General features: G+C 69.2%; 18 protein-coding genes. 13 read left to right on the top strand and 5 right to left on the bottom strand.

Annotation, left to right across the window (positions count from 1 at the left end):
• Nucleotides 1-51: 51 nt before the first annotated feature.
• Genes VSO01S_RS00440 through fabG form a run of 4 tightly spaced genes read left to right on the top strand, consistent with a single transcriptional unit; the run spans nucleotide 52 to nucleotide 2,829 of the window.
• Nucleotides 52-873 carry a polysaccharide deacetylase family protein gene (locus tag VSO01S_RS00440; RefSeq protein ID WP_068639825.1) on the top strand — a complete coding sequence of 274 codons (822 nt, stop codon included), beginning with the start codon at nucleotides 52-54 and terminating at the stop codon, nucleotides 871-873.
• A complete protein-coding gene (locus VSO01S_RS00435) occupies nucleotides 870-1,634 on the top strand; it encodes a class I SAM-dependent methyltransferase (protein WP_068639824.1) in 765 nt (254 codons plus the stop codon). Before VSO01S_RS00440 ends, VSO01S_RS00435 begins: the two co-directional genes overlap by 4 nt.
• Nucleotides 1,631-2,101: a hotdog family protein gene (locus VSO01S_RS00430; protein ID WP_068639823.1), complete on the top strand. Its 471-nt coding sequence runs from the start codon at nucleotides 1,631-1,633 to the stop codon at nucleotides 2,099-2,101. The genes VSO01S_RS00435 and VSO01S_RS00430 overlap by 4 nt, the downstream gene beginning before the upstream one ends.
• Entirely contained in the window at nucleotides 2,098-2,829 is a 732-nt protein-coding gene (fabG, locus tag VSO01S_RS00425; RefSeq protein WP_068639822.1) for a 3-oxoacyl-ACP reductase FabG, read from the top strand. Before VSO01S_RS00430 ends, fabG begins: the two co-directional genes overlap by 4 nt.
• Nucleotides 2,830-2,848: 19 nt before the next feature.
• On the opposite strand, the gene VSO01S_RS00420 is transcribed toward fabG, so the two are convergent.
• Entirely contained in the window at nucleotides 2,849-4,003 is a 1,155-nt protein-coding gene (locus VSO01S_RS00420; protein ID WP_068639821.1) for an FAD-dependent monooxygenase, read from the bottom strand.
• Nucleotides 4,004-4,178: 175 nt separating this feature from the next.
• On the opposite strand from VSO01S_RS00420, the gene VSO01S_RS00415 reads away from it, so the two are divergent.
• Nucleotides 4,179-5,159: an AraC family transcriptional regulator gene (locus VSO01S_RS00415; RefSeq protein ID WP_068639820.1), complete on the top strand. Its 981-nt coding sequence runs from the start codon at nucleotides 4,179-4,181 to the stop codon at nucleotides 5,157-5,159.
• Between the two features lie 25 nt (nucleotides 5,160-5,184).
• Here VSO01S_RS00415 and VSO01S_RS00410 read toward each other — a convergent pair whose 3' ends face one another.
• From VSO01S_RS00410 to VSO01S_RS00395, 4 genes are read right to left on the bottom strand one after another with little or no spacing between them, the layout of a single operon-like run.
• Nucleotides 5,185-5,961, bottom strand: a complete 777-nt coding sequence (locus tag VSO01S_RS00410) for a glycosyltransferase family 2 protein (protein WP_068639819.1) — start codon at nucleotides 5,959-5,961, stop codon at nucleotides 5,185-5,187.
• The gene (locus VSO01S_RS00405; protein ID WP_068639818.1) at nucleotides 5,928-6,728 is read right to left on the bottom strand and encodes a lysophospholipid acyltransferase family protein; all 801 of its coding nucleotides are present in this window, start codon (nucleotides 6,726-6,728) and stop codon (nucleotides 5,928-5,930) included. Before VSO01S_RS00405 ends, VSO01S_RS00410 begins: the two co-directional genes overlap by 34 nt.
• Before the next feature lie 16 nt (nucleotides 6,729-6,744).
• Nucleotides 6,745-7,752: a chorismate transformation FkbO/Hyg5 family protein gene (locus tag VSO01S_RS00400; protein ID WP_245684066.1), complete on the bottom strand. Its 1,008-nt coding sequence runs from the start codon at nucleotides 7,750-7,752 to the stop codon at nucleotides 6,745-6,747.
• Between the two features lie 14 nt (nucleotides 7,753-7,766).
• A complete protein-coding gene (locus VSO01S_RS00395) occupies nucleotides 7,767-8,537 on the bottom strand; it encodes a class I SAM-dependent methyltransferase (RefSeq protein ID WP_068639816.1) in 771 nt (256 codons plus the stop codon).
• A 121-nt stretch (nucleotides 8,538-8,658) separates the two neighbouring features.
• Between VSO01S_RS00395 and VSO01S_RS00390 the strand changes: the two genes are divergently transcribed.
• The 8 genes from VSO01S_RS00390 to rng are packed head-to-tail and all read left to right on the top strand — an operon-like array spanning nucleotide 8,659 to nucleotide 15,503.
• Nucleotides 8,659-9,384 (top strand): YebC/PmpR family DNA-binding transcriptional regulator, encoded by a 726-nt coding sequence (locus VSO01S_RS00390; RefSeq protein ID WP_068639815.1) that lies wholly within the window; start codon nucleotides 8,659-8,661, stop codon nucleotides 9,382-9,384.
• 8 nt (nucleotides 9,385-9,392) lie between these two features.
• Nucleotides 9,393-10,682 (top strand): phosphoribosylamine--glycine ligase, encoded by a 1,290-nt coding sequence (purD, locus tag VSO01S_RS00385; protein WP_068639814.1) that lies wholly within the window; start codon nucleotides 9,393-9,395, stop codon nucleotides 10,680-10,682.
• The gene (gene hemF / locus VSO01S_RS00380; protein ID WP_068639813.1) at nucleotides 10,682-11,602 is read left to right on the top strand and encodes an oxygen-dependent coproporphyrinogen oxidase; all 921 of its coding nucleotides are present in this window, start codon (nucleotides 10,682-10,684) and stop codon (nucleotides 11,600-11,602) included. The genes purD and hemF overlap by 1 nt, the downstream gene beginning before the upstream one ends.
• Complete coding sequence (nadD, locus tag VSO01S_RS00375) at nucleotides 11,593-12,231, top strand: nicotinate (nicotinamide) nucleotide adenylyltransferase (protein WP_068639812.1); 639 nt, start codon at nucleotides 11,593-11,595, stop codon at nucleotides 12,229-12,231. Before hemF ends, nadD begins: the two co-directional genes overlap by 10 nt.
• Nucleotides 12,231-12,896, top strand: a complete 666-nt coding sequence (gene rsfS, locus VSO01S_RS00370; RefSeq protein ID WP_068639811.1) for a ribosome silencing factor — start codon at nucleotides 12,231-12,233, stop codon at nucleotides 12,894-12,896. Before nadD ends, rsfS begins: the two co-directional genes overlap by 1 nt.
• Complete coding sequence (gene rlmH, locus VSO01S_RS00365) at nucleotides 12,893-13,360, top strand: 23S rRNA (pseudouridine(1915)-N(3))-methyltransferase RlmH (RefSeq protein WP_068639810.1); 468 nt, start codon at nucleotides 12,893-12,895, stop codon at nucleotides 13,358-13,360. The genes rsfS and rlmH overlap by 4 nt, the downstream gene beginning before the upstream one ends.
• Entirely contained in the window at nucleotides 13,357-13,965 is a 609-nt protein-coding gene (locus tag VSO01S_RS00360) for a Maf family protein (protein ID WP_068639809.1), read from the top strand. Before rlmH ends, VSO01S_RS00360 begins: the two co-directional genes overlap by 4 nt.
• Nucleotides 13,966-13,973: 8 nt before the next feature.
• On the top strand, nucleotides 13,974-15,503 hold the full coding sequence (gene rng / locus VSO01S_RS00355; protein WP_068639878.1) for a ribonuclease G: 1,530 nt from the start codon (nucleotides 13,974-13,976) through the stop codon (nucleotides 15,501-15,503).
• The last annotated feature ends 26 nt before the right edge of the window (nucleotides 15,504-15,529 follow it).

Raw genomic sequence — 15,529 nt, 5'->3', positions numbered from 1 at the left:
GGAAAATGGCTGGCTGAGAACGGGCCGCTTGTCCGACGCACTTTCGCTCGCATGTCCTACACCGCTACCGATTCGACTCTCCGACTCCTGACGCCCTTCGTGGGCGCCAGCATTGCGTGGCACCTGCTGGCCCTGGCGGCCGCGGTGTCGGTGCCCGGTGCGGCGCCCTGGGCACTGGCCGCCGTGGCGCTCAACCACCTGGTGATCACGGCCGCGGGCCTGACGCCGCGCAGCACGCTGCTGGGCCGCAATGTCTCGCGCCTTCCTGCCGCGGCGGCGGCGCGCGGCGAGGTGGCCATCACCATCGACGATGGCCCCGATCCCGACGTGACGCCGGCCGTGCTCGACCTGCTGGATGCCGCCGGCCAGAAAGCCACCTTCTTCTGCATTGCCGAGCGGGCGGCCCAGTATCCGGCCGTCGCGCGCGAGATCGTCCGGCGCGGCCACAGCATCCAGAACCACACGGCACGCCATCGCCACGACTTCTCGTTCCTGGGTCCCAGGGCCTATGCCGACGAGCTCGGGCGCGCGCAGCGCATCCTGGCGCAGGTCTCGGGGCAGACGCCCAGCTGCTTTCGCGCGCCGGCCGGTTTTCGCAACATGTTCCTGGCGCCCGTGCTCCAGCGCATGGGCCTCACGCTGGTGAGCTGGACGCGGCGCGGCTTCGACACGCGCGAGGGCGATGCGCAGCGCGTGCTGGAGCGCCTCACGCGCGGCCTTGCCGGCGGCGACATCATCCTGCTGCATGACGGCAATGCGGCGCGGTCGCCCGAGGGTCTGCCCGTGGTGCTGGAGGTGCTGCCGCCCTTGCTGGCGCGCCTGCAGGCGCAGGGCCTGCGCTCGGTCACCCTGCCGCAGGGGCTGGCACCATGAGCCCGCGCCACCATCCGGACGCTGCGTGGCAGCGTCTTCACGACGCGGCCACGCAGCCCTACCGGCAGGCCGGCCGCTTCGCCTGGCATTTCGCGCGCGGCAAGCTGGGGCGCGACCCGGTCTTTCGTGGGCTCATCGAGGAAGGGCTGATCGCGCCGGGGCAGCGGCGCGTGCTCGACATCGGTTGCGGGCAGGGCCTGTTCGCCAGCCTGCTGTCCTCCATGAGCGACATGCAGGCCAGGCTGAATTGGCCTGCCGACTGGTCGGCCACGCCTGCCAGGGTGGACTACACCGGCATCGAGCTGATGCCGCGCGACATCGACCGTGCCACGCGCGCGGTCGGCCACCTGCAGCCGGCGCCGGCCTTCGTGTGCGGCGACATGCGCCATGCGGCCATGCCGCCCAGCGACCTGGTGGTGATCCTCGACGTGCTGCACTACGTCGACCTGAAGGCGCAGGAGGGCGTGCTGGCCAACGTGCGGCAGGCCCTGGAGCAGGGCGCCGGCGAGCGCGAGCCCGGTACCCCCGCGCGCCTTCTGCTGCGCGTGGGCGATGCGGCAAGCCGTCGCGGCTACCGCATCAGCCAGTGGGTCGACCGCACCGTCACGCGCGTGCGCGGCCACAGGGTGGCGCCCACCTGGGGGCGGCCGCTGGCCGAGTGGATGGCGCTGCTGCAGCGCCAGGGTTTCGCGGTGCGCAGCCTGCCCATGAGCCGCGGCACGCCGTTTGCCAATGTCCTGCTGGTGGCAGACCTGAAATGAGCACAGTGCAGACACTCGACCGCGCCGGTATCGCCGAGCGCATTCCGCATCGCGGCAGCATGTGCCTGCTGGAAAAGCTCGAAAGCTGGGATGCGCAGCGCATCCATTGCAGCACCACGACGCACCGCGACGCCGGCAACCCCTTGCGCACCGCCAGCGGCCTGCTGGCGCCCAATGCCATCGAGTACGCGGCGCAGGCCATGGCATTGCACGGCGGCCTCACGGCCAGTGCGGGGCAGGCGCCTTCGGCCGGCTACCTCGCCAGCGTCCGCACCGTCCGCTTCGGCGTCGACCGGCTCGACCAGGTCGAGGGCGCGATGCAGGTGCATGCCCATCGCCTGTCGGGCGACGAACGACAGGTCCTCTACGAATTCAGCGTGCAGGGCGCCGACGGCCGCCCGCTGGCGCAGGGGCGGGCCGTGGTGGTGTTGAACACGCCCCTCGCATCCATGGAAGGCACGCAATGAGCTGGAACGGAAAACGCGCACTCATCACCGGCGCCAGCGGCGCGCTGGGCCAGGCCATGGCACGGCGGCTGGCGGCAGGCGGCGCCACGGTCTTGCTGCACGCCAACTCGAGGCCCGAGTCGGTGCAGGCCTTGGCCGACGACATCGTCAAGGCGGGCGGCACTGCCGAATGCCATGTGTTCGACCTGCGCAGCGACGAAGCCTGCGCGCAGGCCTGCGAGAAGATCCTGGCCGGCGGGCCGGTGCAGATCCTGGTCAACAACGCCGGCGTGCACGACGACGCCGTGCTGCCCGGCATGCGCGCCGAGCAGTGGCACAAGGTGATCGACGTCTCGCTCAACGGCTTTTTCCGCGTGACGCAGCCTCTGCTGCTGCCCATGCTGCGCACCCGCTGGGGTCGCATCATCAACGTGTCGTCCGTGGCCTCGCTCACCGGCAATCGGGGGCAGGTGAACTACTCGGCGGCCAAGGGAGCGATCAACAGCGCCACCAAGTCGCTGTCGCTGGAAGTGGCGGCGCGCGGCGTCACGGTAAACGCGATCGCGCCCGGCATCATCGCCTCGCCCATGGCGGATGCGGTGTTCGACAAGGCGCTGATCGACCAGATGGTGCCCAGCAAGCGCGCCGGCACGCCCGAGGAAGTGGCGGCGCTGGCCGCCTTCCTGGCCAGCGACGAGGCGGGCTACATCACCGGGCAGGTGATCTCGGTCAACGGCGGAATGATCTGAACCCTGCCGGGCGCGGCGTCTATTGCGATGCCAGGGGCACGGTCCAGGCGTCGTAGCCGTAGACCCAGTCCGCGTTGCCGCCCTCGCGCAGCCAGTTGTTGCCGCGCGACCCCAGTTGCACCTTGGCGGCGCGTTCCATGCGGGCCGCGGCATAGCGCTCCAGCGCAGCGCTCACGGTCAGGGTGCTCGCACCCTCCAGGTGACGCGCCAACACCACCGCATCCTCGATGGCCATGCCCGCGCCTTGGGCCATGAAAGGCAGCATCGGATGGGCGGCGTCGCCCAGCAGCGCGAGGCGTCGCTGGGTCCACGCCGGCATCGGATCGCGCTCGTACAGGGCGGTCTTGAGCACCGTGTCGCAGGCATCGAGGAGGGCGCGTGCCTCGGGGTGGTAGTCGGCGTACTGGGCGCGCAGCTCCTCCACGCTGCCCGGCGCGGTCCACGACTCCAGGTGCCAGCTGTCTTGTGCGGTGGTGGCGAAGATGAAGATGTCCTTGCCGCGGTTGAGCGGGAAGGTGACGATCTGGCTCTGCGGATTGGGGCCCCACCACTTGGTGAAGGCGCCCAGGTTGGGCACCCCCGCCACGCTGGTGGCCGGCACCACGGCGCGGTAGGCCACGATGCCGGTGAAGCGCGGGCTCTCGGCGCCGAACATGGCGGTGCGCACGGCCGAGTGGATGCCGTCGGCGCCCAGCAAGGCGTCCACGCGCATCTCGTCGCCTTCTTCGAATCGCACCGTGACGCCCTGCGCATCCTGGGCGATGGCCTGCACGCGCCGGCCCAGCTGGATGCACTCGGCGGGCACGGCTTCGGTGAGCGCCGCGAGCAGGTCGGCGCGGTGGATGGTCAGCTGCGGCGCGCCGTACTTCTGCTCGGCGGTTTCCGCCATTTCCAGGCGCGATGTTTCTTCGCCGCTGTCGTAGCTGCGGCTGATGCGGTGCGTGGGGCGCGCGGCCGTCACCCGGGCGGCTTCGCCCACGCCCAGGCCGTCGAGCGCGCGCACTGCGTTGGGCGTGAGGTTGATGTCGGCGCCCACGCGCGCGAACTGCCTGGCTTGCTCGAACACGATCACGTCGTGTCCGGCGCGGCGCAGCGCGATGGCGGCGGCCAGGCCGCCGATGCCGGCGCCTGCGATGCCGATGGTCAATCGGCCGGCTTGAGGCTTGGTGTTCATTTCGCTTCTTTCTTCAGGTGCAATCGGCTGGCCGGCGGTGGGTATCATCGAAACGCCTCACCGCCGCAGGAGTGAGCCTGGATTCTTCAAGCAGGCCCCTTCGCGTTCAACCGCCGGGGCCCCCGTTATGACCGCCATTCGTCCAGCCCCATCAGAGGAGCACGAATCCAACGCCGTGGATGTCCTGAGCGAGGTGCTGGCCATCTGCCGGTCCGAGCATGCGGTGACGGCGCGTTTCTCGCTCAGCGAGCCGTGGGGCCTGTCCTCGGACGGCGTGCCGGGCGCGATGATCCGGCTCGCGCGGCGCGCCTCCTATTGGCTGGAGATCGAAGGCATGCCGCCCATGCGCATCGAGCCCGGCGATCTCGTCATGATGCGGCCCGGCGTGCCGCATCGCCTGGTCAGCGCGCCCGGCGCCCGCACCACGCCGTTCGCCGACATGATCGCTCGCCACGCGCGCGGTCCCCGTGACGAGAACCCGCTGGTCTTCGAGCACGGCGGTGGCGGCGAGATGACCGAGATGTTCTCCGCGCAGATCTGGTTCTCGGCCTACTGCCGCCATGTCGTGCTGAGCGTTCTGCCGCCGTTCATTCGCATGCGCGAGGCGGACCTGCCGATGGCCGGCGTGCTCGGGCAGACGATGCAGGGCCTGGTGGAGGAAACGCTCGAACGCCGCGCCGGCTGGCGGCTGTCCGCCGCACGAATGGGCGAACTGCTGCTGGTGAACCTGCTGCGGGCCCATCTGCCCGCACGGAACCGCGAAAGCGGAGGCTGGCTGCGCGGTCTTGGCGATCCGAACATCGCGCGCGCGCTCATGGCCATGCACCGTGCGCCGGGGCAGGCCTGGAGCGTCGCCACGCTCGCCGGCGAGGCAGGCTTGTCTCGCACGCGCTTCGCCGAGCGATTCAAGGATCTGGTGGGGGTCACGCCGATCAGCTATCTCACTGCGCACCGCATGGCCGTGGCTGCACAGGCCATGGAGGCCGGCACCATGCCGCTGGTGCGCATCGCCGAGGACGCAGGCTACGAATCGGGCAAGGAATTTTCGAGGGCGTTCAGCCGCTGGTCGGGCTTGTCGCCATCGGCCTACCTGCGGCAGGAGGCGAGTCGGCGAGCCGGAGTGACGATGGCGCCTGCCGGCAAGCCGCCTGGGTGAAGGGAGTCCCCTCGTTCGCAGCTTTTCAGGGCTGGAACGGCGGCGCCTTGCGCAGCCGACGCGAGATCAGCAGCGGCAGCCGAAGCCCGAACTCGAGCATCAGCCGCGTGTGCATCCAGGTGAGCAGCACGTTGTCGCGCACATAGTTGAAGTGCGAGACGCCGCCTTCCTCGGCGCTGAGGTACTTCACCGGCGCGTCGATGTTGATCGGCTTGACGCCGCGCCAGGCCAGGCGCACCACGGCTTCGGTGTCGAAGTCGAAGCGGCGCATCCAGGGCTGGCCCTGCATGACCGCGATGAGCGGCGCGATGGGGTAGACCCGAAACCCGTAGAGCGAATCGCCGATGCCGGCGAACAGGGTTTCGAGTTCCGTCCAGCTATTGGAAATGCGCCGGCCGCGCACGCGCAGCAGCGGTGCGCTGGCATCGAACACGGGCTTGCCCAGCACCATGGCCTCGGGCCTGGCCTGCGAGCGCGCCATGAACGAAGGGATGAGATCGGCCGGATGCTGCCCGTCCGAATCCATGGTGAGGGCGTGCGTGAAGCCTTGCGCGCGCGCCTGCCGCAGGCCGTGCAGCACGGCCGCACCCTTGCCCTGGTTGGTGGGCAGCACGAACACGCGCAGGCCGGGGTCGGTGGCGGCCAGGGCCTGCAGGCGCTCGCCGGTGCCATCGGTGCTGCCGTCGATCACCACCCACACGGGGCTCCACTGCGCGCGCGCCGCGGCCACGGTGGAAAACAGGCGTTCGCCGGTGTTGTAGCTGGGAATCAGGACAAGGTGGGTGCGCGATGGCTCGTGCATGCAGCTGTCGCGTCGGAGGCGCGCTCTTCTTTCAAGGGGCCCTGATAGTACTGTTCAAGCTCGCGCAGCAGCGCTTCGCTGTCGGCATGCGGCGCGAAACGCCGGCCCAGTCGCAGCTTGACGCGGATGGGCAGCGGCGGCACGCGCCAGATGGGCCAGCCTTTTCGCAGGTAGGGCGTGTCGGTCTCGATGTAGACGGTCTGGATCGGTGCCTTGGCCAGCTTGGCGATGAGTGTGACGCCGGGCCGGAAAGGATCGAGCGGCGGCGTTTCGGTGCGTGTGCCTTCGGGGAAGATCACCAGTTGCCCGCCATGGCGCAGGTCTTGCACAGCCAGGCGGATCATGGCGCGGGCCGAATCGTTGGGGATGTAGCACGCCAGCCTGGCACCCGCGCCGAGAAAAACGTTGCGCATCAGGTCGGCCTTCATGATGCAGGCGCTGCGCGGCAGTCGTGCCACCAGCAGCAGGGCGTCGAGCATGGTGGGATGGTTGGCGACGATGATGAGGCCCCGCTCGTCCTTGAGCACGTCCAGGCAGGACGCATCCACCCGCATCATTCCGCTGGCGGAGGCCGCGGCCCAGAACAGCCGGTAGGAGTGCGCGATGACGGCGCGCCCGAGCCTGCGGCCCAACGCCTGCGGCAGCAACACGCGCAGCGGCAGCGCCAGCAGGTTCCACAGCAGCGACACGAAGCCGAGCGCGATCAGCAGCGCATAGAGCGGCGGCGCCAGGAGAAAGGGCTGTGCCCTGCGAAGAAGACGCTTCATGCGCGAGGTGCAGTGCCTATGCCTTCAGTGCGCCGCGGGCGACGGCATGGGCCTCGATCTCGACCAGCAGGTCCTGGCGGCAGATGTCGGCTTGCAGGAAGACGGCATGCCGCAGGAACGGGGCGTCGGCACCCAGGGTGTCGGAAAGCACGTCCCGCACGCGTGGCGCATCTGCGGGGTGGCGGACATAGACCACCCCGTGCAGTCCGCCCACATCGAAGCCGGCGTTGCAGCGCTGGTTGGCGGCCTCGACCACCGCGTCCAGGTTGCGCAAGGTCTCGCGCGTCTGTTCGGCGACGTCGCCCAGGTGCACCGTGGCATGGCCGACGATGCTGGCCGTGCCCGAGATGAGCAGGGCCAGTTGGCCGGCGCCGATGTCCGCCAGTGCTGCGCGGGAGAAGGTGGGCGGGCGCGGCCCGTAGTCACGGGGATAGCGGTAGGCCGACACCTGGCGCGGATTCTCGATGGCCAGCGGCGCCGCCTGGCCGGCCAGGAAGCGGATCGCCAGGCCGCCGCGTTGCGCACCCAGCGCGCAGGCGGCCGGCGAGCCTTCGTAGATTGCCTGCCCGGCGTCGATGAAGGCTTGCTGGCGGCCCATGTTGAACTGGCGGTAGCGCTCCAGCCCGCCGCCGTCTTCGTTGATGCGCGGCAGGTAGTTCCAGATGCGCAGCAGGTGCGGGCATCCGGTGTCCTGCAGCGCCTGGAACAGGTCGCGATAGGCGGCGTCGGCGGTCGATTCGAGCCCCTTGCCGTCTTCGGGCAGGTCGACGGTGCCGAAGGCCCAGCGGCCGTCGGTGCGCCAGCGCACGGCGCCGCTTCGGCCCGTGTCGACGCGTGCGCCGGCGAGCAGCAGGTCGGCCTGGGGTGCCTGCCCGAGCAGGATGGGCGCATTGACGCCGCTCATCCAGGCTGCTTCGCTGGATTCGCCATAGGCCAACGCGCCCAGCGGAGGATGCGCGAACGCGCCGGTGCGCAGCGTACTTTGCAGGGGCGTGCGCTCGACAGTCAGCGCCGATGCAGCCACGGGCGTGCCGATCCTCACTGCGCCTTGCTCGCCGTGAATTCGGAAAAGATGCCCAGCTCCAGCCGCTGCTGCACGTTCACGAAGCCGGCGTCGCGCAGCGCCTGCAGGACTGTCTCGGGGGCGATACAGGCCTCGATGGTGTCCCAGTAGTAGCGCCAGAGTTCGGGTGATGACGCCTTGCGGGCGGTGAAGCGGGCAATGATCGGCACCACGCTGCGCATGTAGGCCTTGAGGGCGGCGGTGCCGAGGGCGCCGCGGGGCTTGGTGATCTCGAGCACCGCCAGCCGGCCGCCGGGCCGCAGCACGCGGTGGAATTCGGCAAAGGCGGCCGTCACGTCGCCGATGTGGCGCAGTGCATAGCCCATGCTCAGGAAATCGCAGCTGGCGTCGGGCCGGGGCAGGGCTTCGGCCATGCCCTGGACCAGCTCCACGCCGGGCAGGTGCACCTGGCCCATCATGCCGGGGCTGGGGTCCACGCCCACCAGGCGGCCGCCCGGGCCGATGATGCGCAGGGCCTCGGTGGCCACCATGCCGGTGCCGATGCCCACGTCGAGCACTTCGGCGCCCGCGGCCAGGCCGGCACGCAGCAATGCCTGGCGCCGGTACCAGCGCCCGGAGCCGAAGGCCAGCACGTTCTCGATGCGTTCGTAGTCGGGGGCGGTGTCGTCGAAGATCTTCTGGAGGTAGGCGCGGTGCTCGACCTCGTCCTTGTAGTAGCCGGCCAGGGGCGTGTGCGGGGCAAGGGCCGGAGGGCTTCGACCTGCGTCGGTGGGCGATGACGTCATCGGCCCGATTATGCTCAAAAGCACATGGTGAAAAACGCGGTGCCGCGCGGCCTTGCCGGGGGCTGCGGACAGTAAGATGGCGGTCTGCTTTGACTATTGAGAGAGATCGAGAGAAAGACCTATGGCCGGACACAGCAAATGGGCGAATATCCAGCACAGAAAAGGCCGTCAGGACGAAAAACGCGGCAAGCTCTGGACCCGCGCGATCCGTGAAATCATGGTGGCGGCCAAGGCGGGCGGCGGCGACCTCAGCGCCAACCCCCGGCTGCGTCTGGCGGTCGACAAGGCCAAGGCGGTCAACCTGCCTGCCGACACCATCAAGCGCAACATCGACAAGGCCACCGGCAACCTCGAAGGCGTGACCTATGAGGAAATCCGCTACGAAGGCTACGGCATCGGCGGCGCCGCGATCATCGTGGACACGATGACCGACAACCGGGTGCGCACCGTGGCCGAGGTGCGCCACGTGTTCTCCAAGCACGGCGGCAACATGGGCACCGAGGGTTCGGTGGCCTTCCAGTTCAAGCATTGCGGCCAGCTCATCTTCGCGCCGGGCACCAGCGAGGACAAGGTGATGGAAGTGGCGCTGGAAGCCGGCGCCGAGGACGTGGTCACCGACGAAGACGGCGCCATCGAGGTGATCACCGCCGCCGCCGACTTCGAGGCCGTGAAGAACGCGCTGGAAGCCGCCGGCCTGAAGCCGGACGTGGCCGAAGTGACCATGCGTGCCGAGAACACCATCGACATCGCCGGCGAAGACGCCGCCAAGATGCAGAAGCTGCTCGACGCGCTGGAGGACCTGGACGACGTCCAGGACGTCTATCACAACGCGTCCCTGGACGAATAAGGCCACGCATGAAGGTACTCGTCATCGGCTCCGGCGGACGGGAGCACGCCCTGGCGTGGCGCCTCGCCCAGGGCAATCGGGTCAGCCGCGTGTATGTGGCTCCCGGCAACGGCGGCACGGCCACCGATTCGCGCTACACCTGCATCGACATCACCGAGCCGGCGGCCCTGCGCGAATGGGCCCAGAAGGAAAAGATCGCGCTCACCGTGGTCGGCCCCGAAGGGCCGCTGGCGGCTGGCGTGGTGGATGAATTCCGCTCGCACGGCATGCGCATCTTCGGACCGACCAAGGCGGCGGCGCAGCTGGAAAGCTCGAAGGCCTTCTCCAAGGACTTCATGAAGCGCCACAAGATCCCGACGGCGGCGTACGAGACTTTTTCCGACGCGGCCGCAGCGCATGCCTATGTCGACACCAAGGGCGCGCCCATCGTGGTCAAGGCCGACGGCCTGGCCGCGGGCAAGGGCGTCGTGGTCGCCACCACCGTGGCCGAGGCGCACGAGGCCATCGACTTCATGCTGCTGGACAACAAGCTCGGCGTGGCTCACAACGACGGCGGCGCGCGGGTGGTCATCGAGGAGTTCTTGCAGGGCGAGGAAGCCAGCTTCATCGTCATGTGCGACGGCAAGAACGTGACGGCCCTGGCCACCAGCCAGGACCACAAGCGCCTGCTCGACGGCGACCAGGGGCCGAACACCGGCGGCATGGGCGCCTACTCGCCGGCGCCGGTGGTCACGGCCGAGGTGCATGCGCGGGCCATGCGCGAAATCATCCTGCCGACCATCCGCGGCATGGAAAAGGACGGCATTCCGTACACCGGCTTCCTCTATGCCGGCCTGATGATCGATGCGCAGGGCCATCCCAAGACGCTCGAGTTCAACTGCCGCATGGGCGACCCCGAGACGCAGCCCATCATGATGCGGCTCAAGTCCGACCTGTTCGAGGTGATGTGGCACGCCACCGACGGCACGCTCGACCAGATCGAGCTGCAATGGGACCGCCACACGGCGCTAGGCGTGGTGATGGCCGCGCACGGCTATCCGCTGTCGCCGCGCAAGGGCGACCGCATCAGCGGCATTCCGCCCGAGGCGCCCGACGCGGTGGTGTTCCACGCAGGCACGTCGCTCGATAGCGGCGAGCTGCGCACCAGCGGCGGCCGCGTGCTGTGCGTCACCGTGCTGGCCGACAGCGTGAAGCTGGCGCAGCAGCGGGCGTACGAGGTGGCTTCGAAGATCCACTTCGACGGCGCGCAGTACCGCAAGGACATCGGCCACCGCGCCGTGCATGTCCGCGGCGGCTGATGACCGAGCCGGACCGCACCGCCGCCGTCGCCGGCTACTTGCGTGGCCTGCAGCAGAACATCATGGCTGCAGTGGAGGCGGCGGACGGCACGGCCTGCGTGCGCGACGCCTGGACCAAGGCGCCGCATGAGCCTTTGCAAGGCAGCGGCCTGACCTGCATCCTGGAAGGCGGGCCGCTGTTCGAGCGCGCCGGCTGCGGCTTTTCGCAGGTGCGCGGCCCCAAGCTCCCGCCATCGGCCACGCAGCACCGTCCCGAACTGGCTGGCGCGCCGTTCGAAGCCATGGGCGTATCGCTGGTTTTTCATCCGCGCAACCCTTATGTGCCCACCGTCCACATGAACGTGCGCATGCTGGCTGCCCTGCCGGAGGGCAAGGAGCCGGTGTGCTGGTTCGGCGGCGGCATGGACCTCACGCCGTACTACGGCTTCGAGGAAGACGCGGTGCATTTCCACCGCCACTGCCAGGGCGCGCTGGCACCCTTCGGTGAGGACAAGTACCCGCGCTTCAAGAAGTGGTGCGACGAGTATTTCTTCCTGAAGCACCGGGGCGAGCAGCGTGGCGTGGGCGGCATCTTCTTCGACGATTTTTCCGAACTCGGCTTCGAACAGAGCTTTGCGATGCTGCGCTCGGTGGGCGATGCCTTCGTGCCGGCGTACTTCGCCATCGTCGACAAGCGGCGCGGCACGCCCTACGGCGAGGCGCAGCGCGACTTCCAGCTCTACCGGCGGGGTCGCTACGTCGAGTTCAACCTGGTGTGGGACCGCGGCACGCACTTCGGCCTGCAGTCGGGCGGGCGCACCGAATCGATCCTGCTGTCCATGCCGCCGCTGGCCAGCTGGTCCTACCGCAACGAGCCGCAGCCAGGCACGCCCGAAGCGCGCCTGTACAGCGACTTTCTCGTGCGCCGCGAATGGCTTTGACGGCAGCTGGCGCGCCGGCGCCCAGACGCATCGGCGTTTTCGGCGGCGCCTTCGATCCGCCGCACAACGCCCACGTCGCCCTGGCGCGCAGTGCGCTGGAGCAACTGGCGCTCGACGAACTCCGGGTGATTCCCACGGGGCAGGCCTGGCACAAGGCGAGGGTGCTCAGCCCGGCCGAGCATCGCCTGGCCATGGCCGAACTGGCCTTCGGCACGCTGCCCGGCGTGGTGGTGGACCCGCGGGAAATCAGGCGCGCCGGCCCAAGCTATACACTCGACACCCTGCGCGAGCTGCAGCAGGAGCACCCGGGTGCCCAGTTGCTGCTCATCCTGGGCGCCGACCAGGGCGCCGCGCTGCCGAGCTGGCACGGCTGGCAGGAGATCCTGGCCCTTGCCACTGTTTCGTTGGCGCAACGGTCCGGCCCTGACCAGTCCCAAGCCACGTTCGACCCTGCCACGCTGCCGAACCTGCCGCCCGGTGCACGCTTTGCGCGCATCGAGCTGCCGGCCATGGCGCTGAGCGCGACCGACATCCGGTCGCAGGCGGGCAACGGAAAGGACGTTTCCCTTCTGGTTCCGCCCGCGGTTGCGCGCTATATTGACTTACACCACCTTTACCGATCCGCCTGATGACCTCTGAAGCCGCCGCCAAGAAAGACACCCAGAAACTGCAGAGAGCCATCGTCAATGGCCTCGAAGACGTCAAGGCGCAGGACATCCAGGTATTCGACACCGAGAACCTCTCGCCGCTGTTCGAACGGGTGATCGTGGCCTCGGGCACCTCCAACCGCCAGACCAAGGCGCTGGCCGCCAGCGTGCGCGATGCCGTGCGCGAGGCGGGCTTTGCCAAGCCGCGCACCGAGGGCGAGGAAAACGGCGAGTGGATCATCGTCGACTGCGGCGCCGCGGTGGCGCACATCATGCAGCCGGCCATCCGCCAGTACTACCACCTCGAAGAGATCTGGGGCGAGAAGCCGGTGCGCCTGAAGCTGGGCGCGCCCAAGCCGGCCGTTGCTTCGTCCGCCGAGAAGGCACCTGCATCCGGCGGCAAGGCCGGATCGCTGCGCCGCTCCAGCGCCGCCAAGGCCGGCCAGCGCGAAGCCGAGCAGGCCGCGAAGAAGCCGGCTGCCAAGAAGGCACCTGCCAAGACGGCAGCCAAGAAGGTCGTTGCAAAAAAGGCCCCGGCCAAGAAGGTCGCGGCCGGTCCGGTCAAGCTGGTGGTGGGCAAGCCCGTCGCCAAGAAGGCGCCGGCCAAGAAGACCGCCGCGCGCAAGGCGCCCGCCCGCCGCGCATGAAGCTGCTGGTGGTCGCGGTTGGGCAGCGTGTGCCCGACTGGGCCCAGACCGCCTGGGACGACTACGCCAAGCGCTTCCCGCCCGAACTCAAGCTCGAACTGCGCGCGGTCAAGACCGAGCCGCGCGGCTCCAAGACGGTCGAGACCATCTACGCCGCCGAGCGCGAACGCATCGAGGCGGCCATTGCCAAAGGAATGCGCGTGGTGGTGCTGGACGAGCGCGGCACCCCGCTCACCACCAAGGCGCTGGCCGCAAGGCTGGCCACCTGGCAGCTCGAGGGCGACGACGTGGCGCTGGTGATCGGCGGGCCCGACGGGCTGGACCCGGCACTGCGCGCCGCCGCCCACGAGCGCATCCGCCTTTCCGATCTGACGCTGCCGCACGCCATGGTGCGCGTGCTGCTGGTGGAGCAGCTCTACCGGGCCTGGTCGGTCAATGCGGGCCATCCTTATCACCGCGAATGAGTCATCCGCAATTCATCTATCTCGCCTCGCAAAGTCCGCGCCGCGCGCAGCTGCTCGAGCAACTGGGCGTGGCCCACAAGCTGCTGCTGGCCGGCCAGGACGAGGATGCCGAGGCGCTGGAAGCCATGCACGGCCGCGAGGCGCCGGCGACCTATGTGCAGCGCGTGACCGGGCTCAAGCTCGATGCCGCTGTCGCCCGCCATGCGCGCCTGGGCCTGGCGGACGCGCCCATCCTGTGTGCCGACACCACGGTGGCGCTGGGCCCGCAGATCCTGGGCAAGCCCGAGGATGCCAAGGATGCGCGCCGCATGCTGCGCCTGTTGTCGGGCCGCACGCACCGGGTGCTGACTGCGGTGGCGCTGCAGCATGGCAAGCACCGGCATGCGGCATTGAGCGTGTCGCGGGTGCGCTTTGCCGCGCTCGCGCCGCGCCAGATCGACGCCTATGTGGAAAGCGGCGAGCCGCTCGGCAAGGCCGGCGCCTATGCGGTGCAGGGCAGGGCGGCCGCCTTGATCGAGCACATCAGCGGCAGCTATTCGGGCATCATGGGCCTGCCCATGTTCGAAACCGCGCAATTGCTGCGCATGGCGGGGCTGCGCCTATGAAGACACCCATCATGCAAGAGATCCTCGTCAACTGGTCGCCTCAGGAGACGCGGGTGGCCCTCATCGAGTACGGCGCGGTGCAGGAGCTGCACGTGGAGCGCACGCTCGAGCGCGGCCTGGTGGGCAACGTCTACCTGGGCAAGGTGTCGCGCGTGCTGCCGGGCATGCAGTCGGCCTTCATCGACATCGGGCTGGAGCGCACCGCCTTCCTGCATGTGGCGGACATCATCGCGCCCTTTGCGCCGGGCTCGCGCGCGGTGTCGGCCGGCAGCGCGCCGGACCATCGCGGCGCGGGCGGCGCGGTGCCCATCGAGCGCCTGGTGTTCGAGGGGCAGTCGCTGCTGGTGCAGGTGATCAAGGACCCCATCGGCACCAAGGGTGCGCGCCTGTCGACGCAGATCAGCATTGCCGGGCGGCTGCTGGTGTTCCTGCCGCAGGACAACCACATCGGCGTTTCGCAGAAGATACCCTCCGACCTGCGCGACGCCCTGCGCTCGCGCATGCAGGCGCTCAGCGATGCCGCAGCCGCCGCCGAGAACAACGGCGTGGTGCCCGAGAACACCGGCGGCTTCATCCTGCGCACCAACGGCGAAGACGCCAGCGACACCGAGCTGGCCGAGGACATCGCCTACCTGCGCAAGACCTGGTCGCGCATCCGCGACCTGTCGACGCGGCTGCCGCCCATGTCGCTGCTGCACCAGGACCTGAGCCTGCTGCAGCGCGTGCTGCGCGACCTGGCCGGCGAAGAGACGCAGTCCATCCGCATCGATTCGCGCGAGCAGTTCGAGGCGCTGCAGAAGTTCGGCCGCGAGTTCATGCCCAAGGCGGTCGGCAAGCTGCAGCTGTACAAGGGCGAGCGGCCCATCTTCGACCTCTTCAACGTGGACGAGGAAATCGCGCGCGCGCTCGGGCGGCGGGTCGACCTGAAGTCCGGCGGCTACCTGGTGGTGGACCAGACCGAGGCGCTCACCACCATCGACGTGAACACCGGCGGCTACGTGGGCGCGCGCAATTTCGACGACACCGTCTTCAAGACCAACCTGGAGGCCACCCAGGCCATTGCACGGCAGCTGCGCCTGCGCAACCTGGGCGGCATCGTCATCGTCGACTTCATCGACATGTCGCGCGACGACCATCGCGAGCAGGTGCTGGCGGAGTTCCGCAAGCAACTGGCCCGCGACCGGGTGAAGACCACCGCCGGCGGCTTCTCGCAGCTGGGCCTGGTGGAAATGACGCGCAAGCGCACCCGCGAATCGCTGGCCCACATGCTGTGCGAACCGTGCCTGGCCTGCAGCGGACAGGGCATCGTCAAGACCGCGCGGACGGTGGCCTACGACGTGCTGCGCGAGATCTTGCGCGAGGCACGCCAGTTCACCCCGCGCGAGTTCCGCATCGTGTCCTCGCCGCAGGTGATCGAGCTGTTCCTCGACGAGGAAAGCCAGCACCTGGCCGGCCTGTCGGATTTCATCGGCAAGCCGATCTCCCTGCAGGCCGAGCCGGCCATGGGGCAGGGACAGTACGACATCGTGCTGCTGTAGCGCCGGGTCTGCTTGCCGGCACGCGC

The organism is Variovorax soli NBRC 106424 (assembly GCF_001591385.1).
Lineage (GTDB): Bacteria > Pseudomonadota > Gammaproteobacteria > Burkholderiales > Burkholderiaceae_C > Variovorax > Variovorax soli.
The sequence above is the reverse complement of the archived record's forward strand: the minus strand, read 5'-3'. Positions and strand labels throughout refer to the sequence as shown.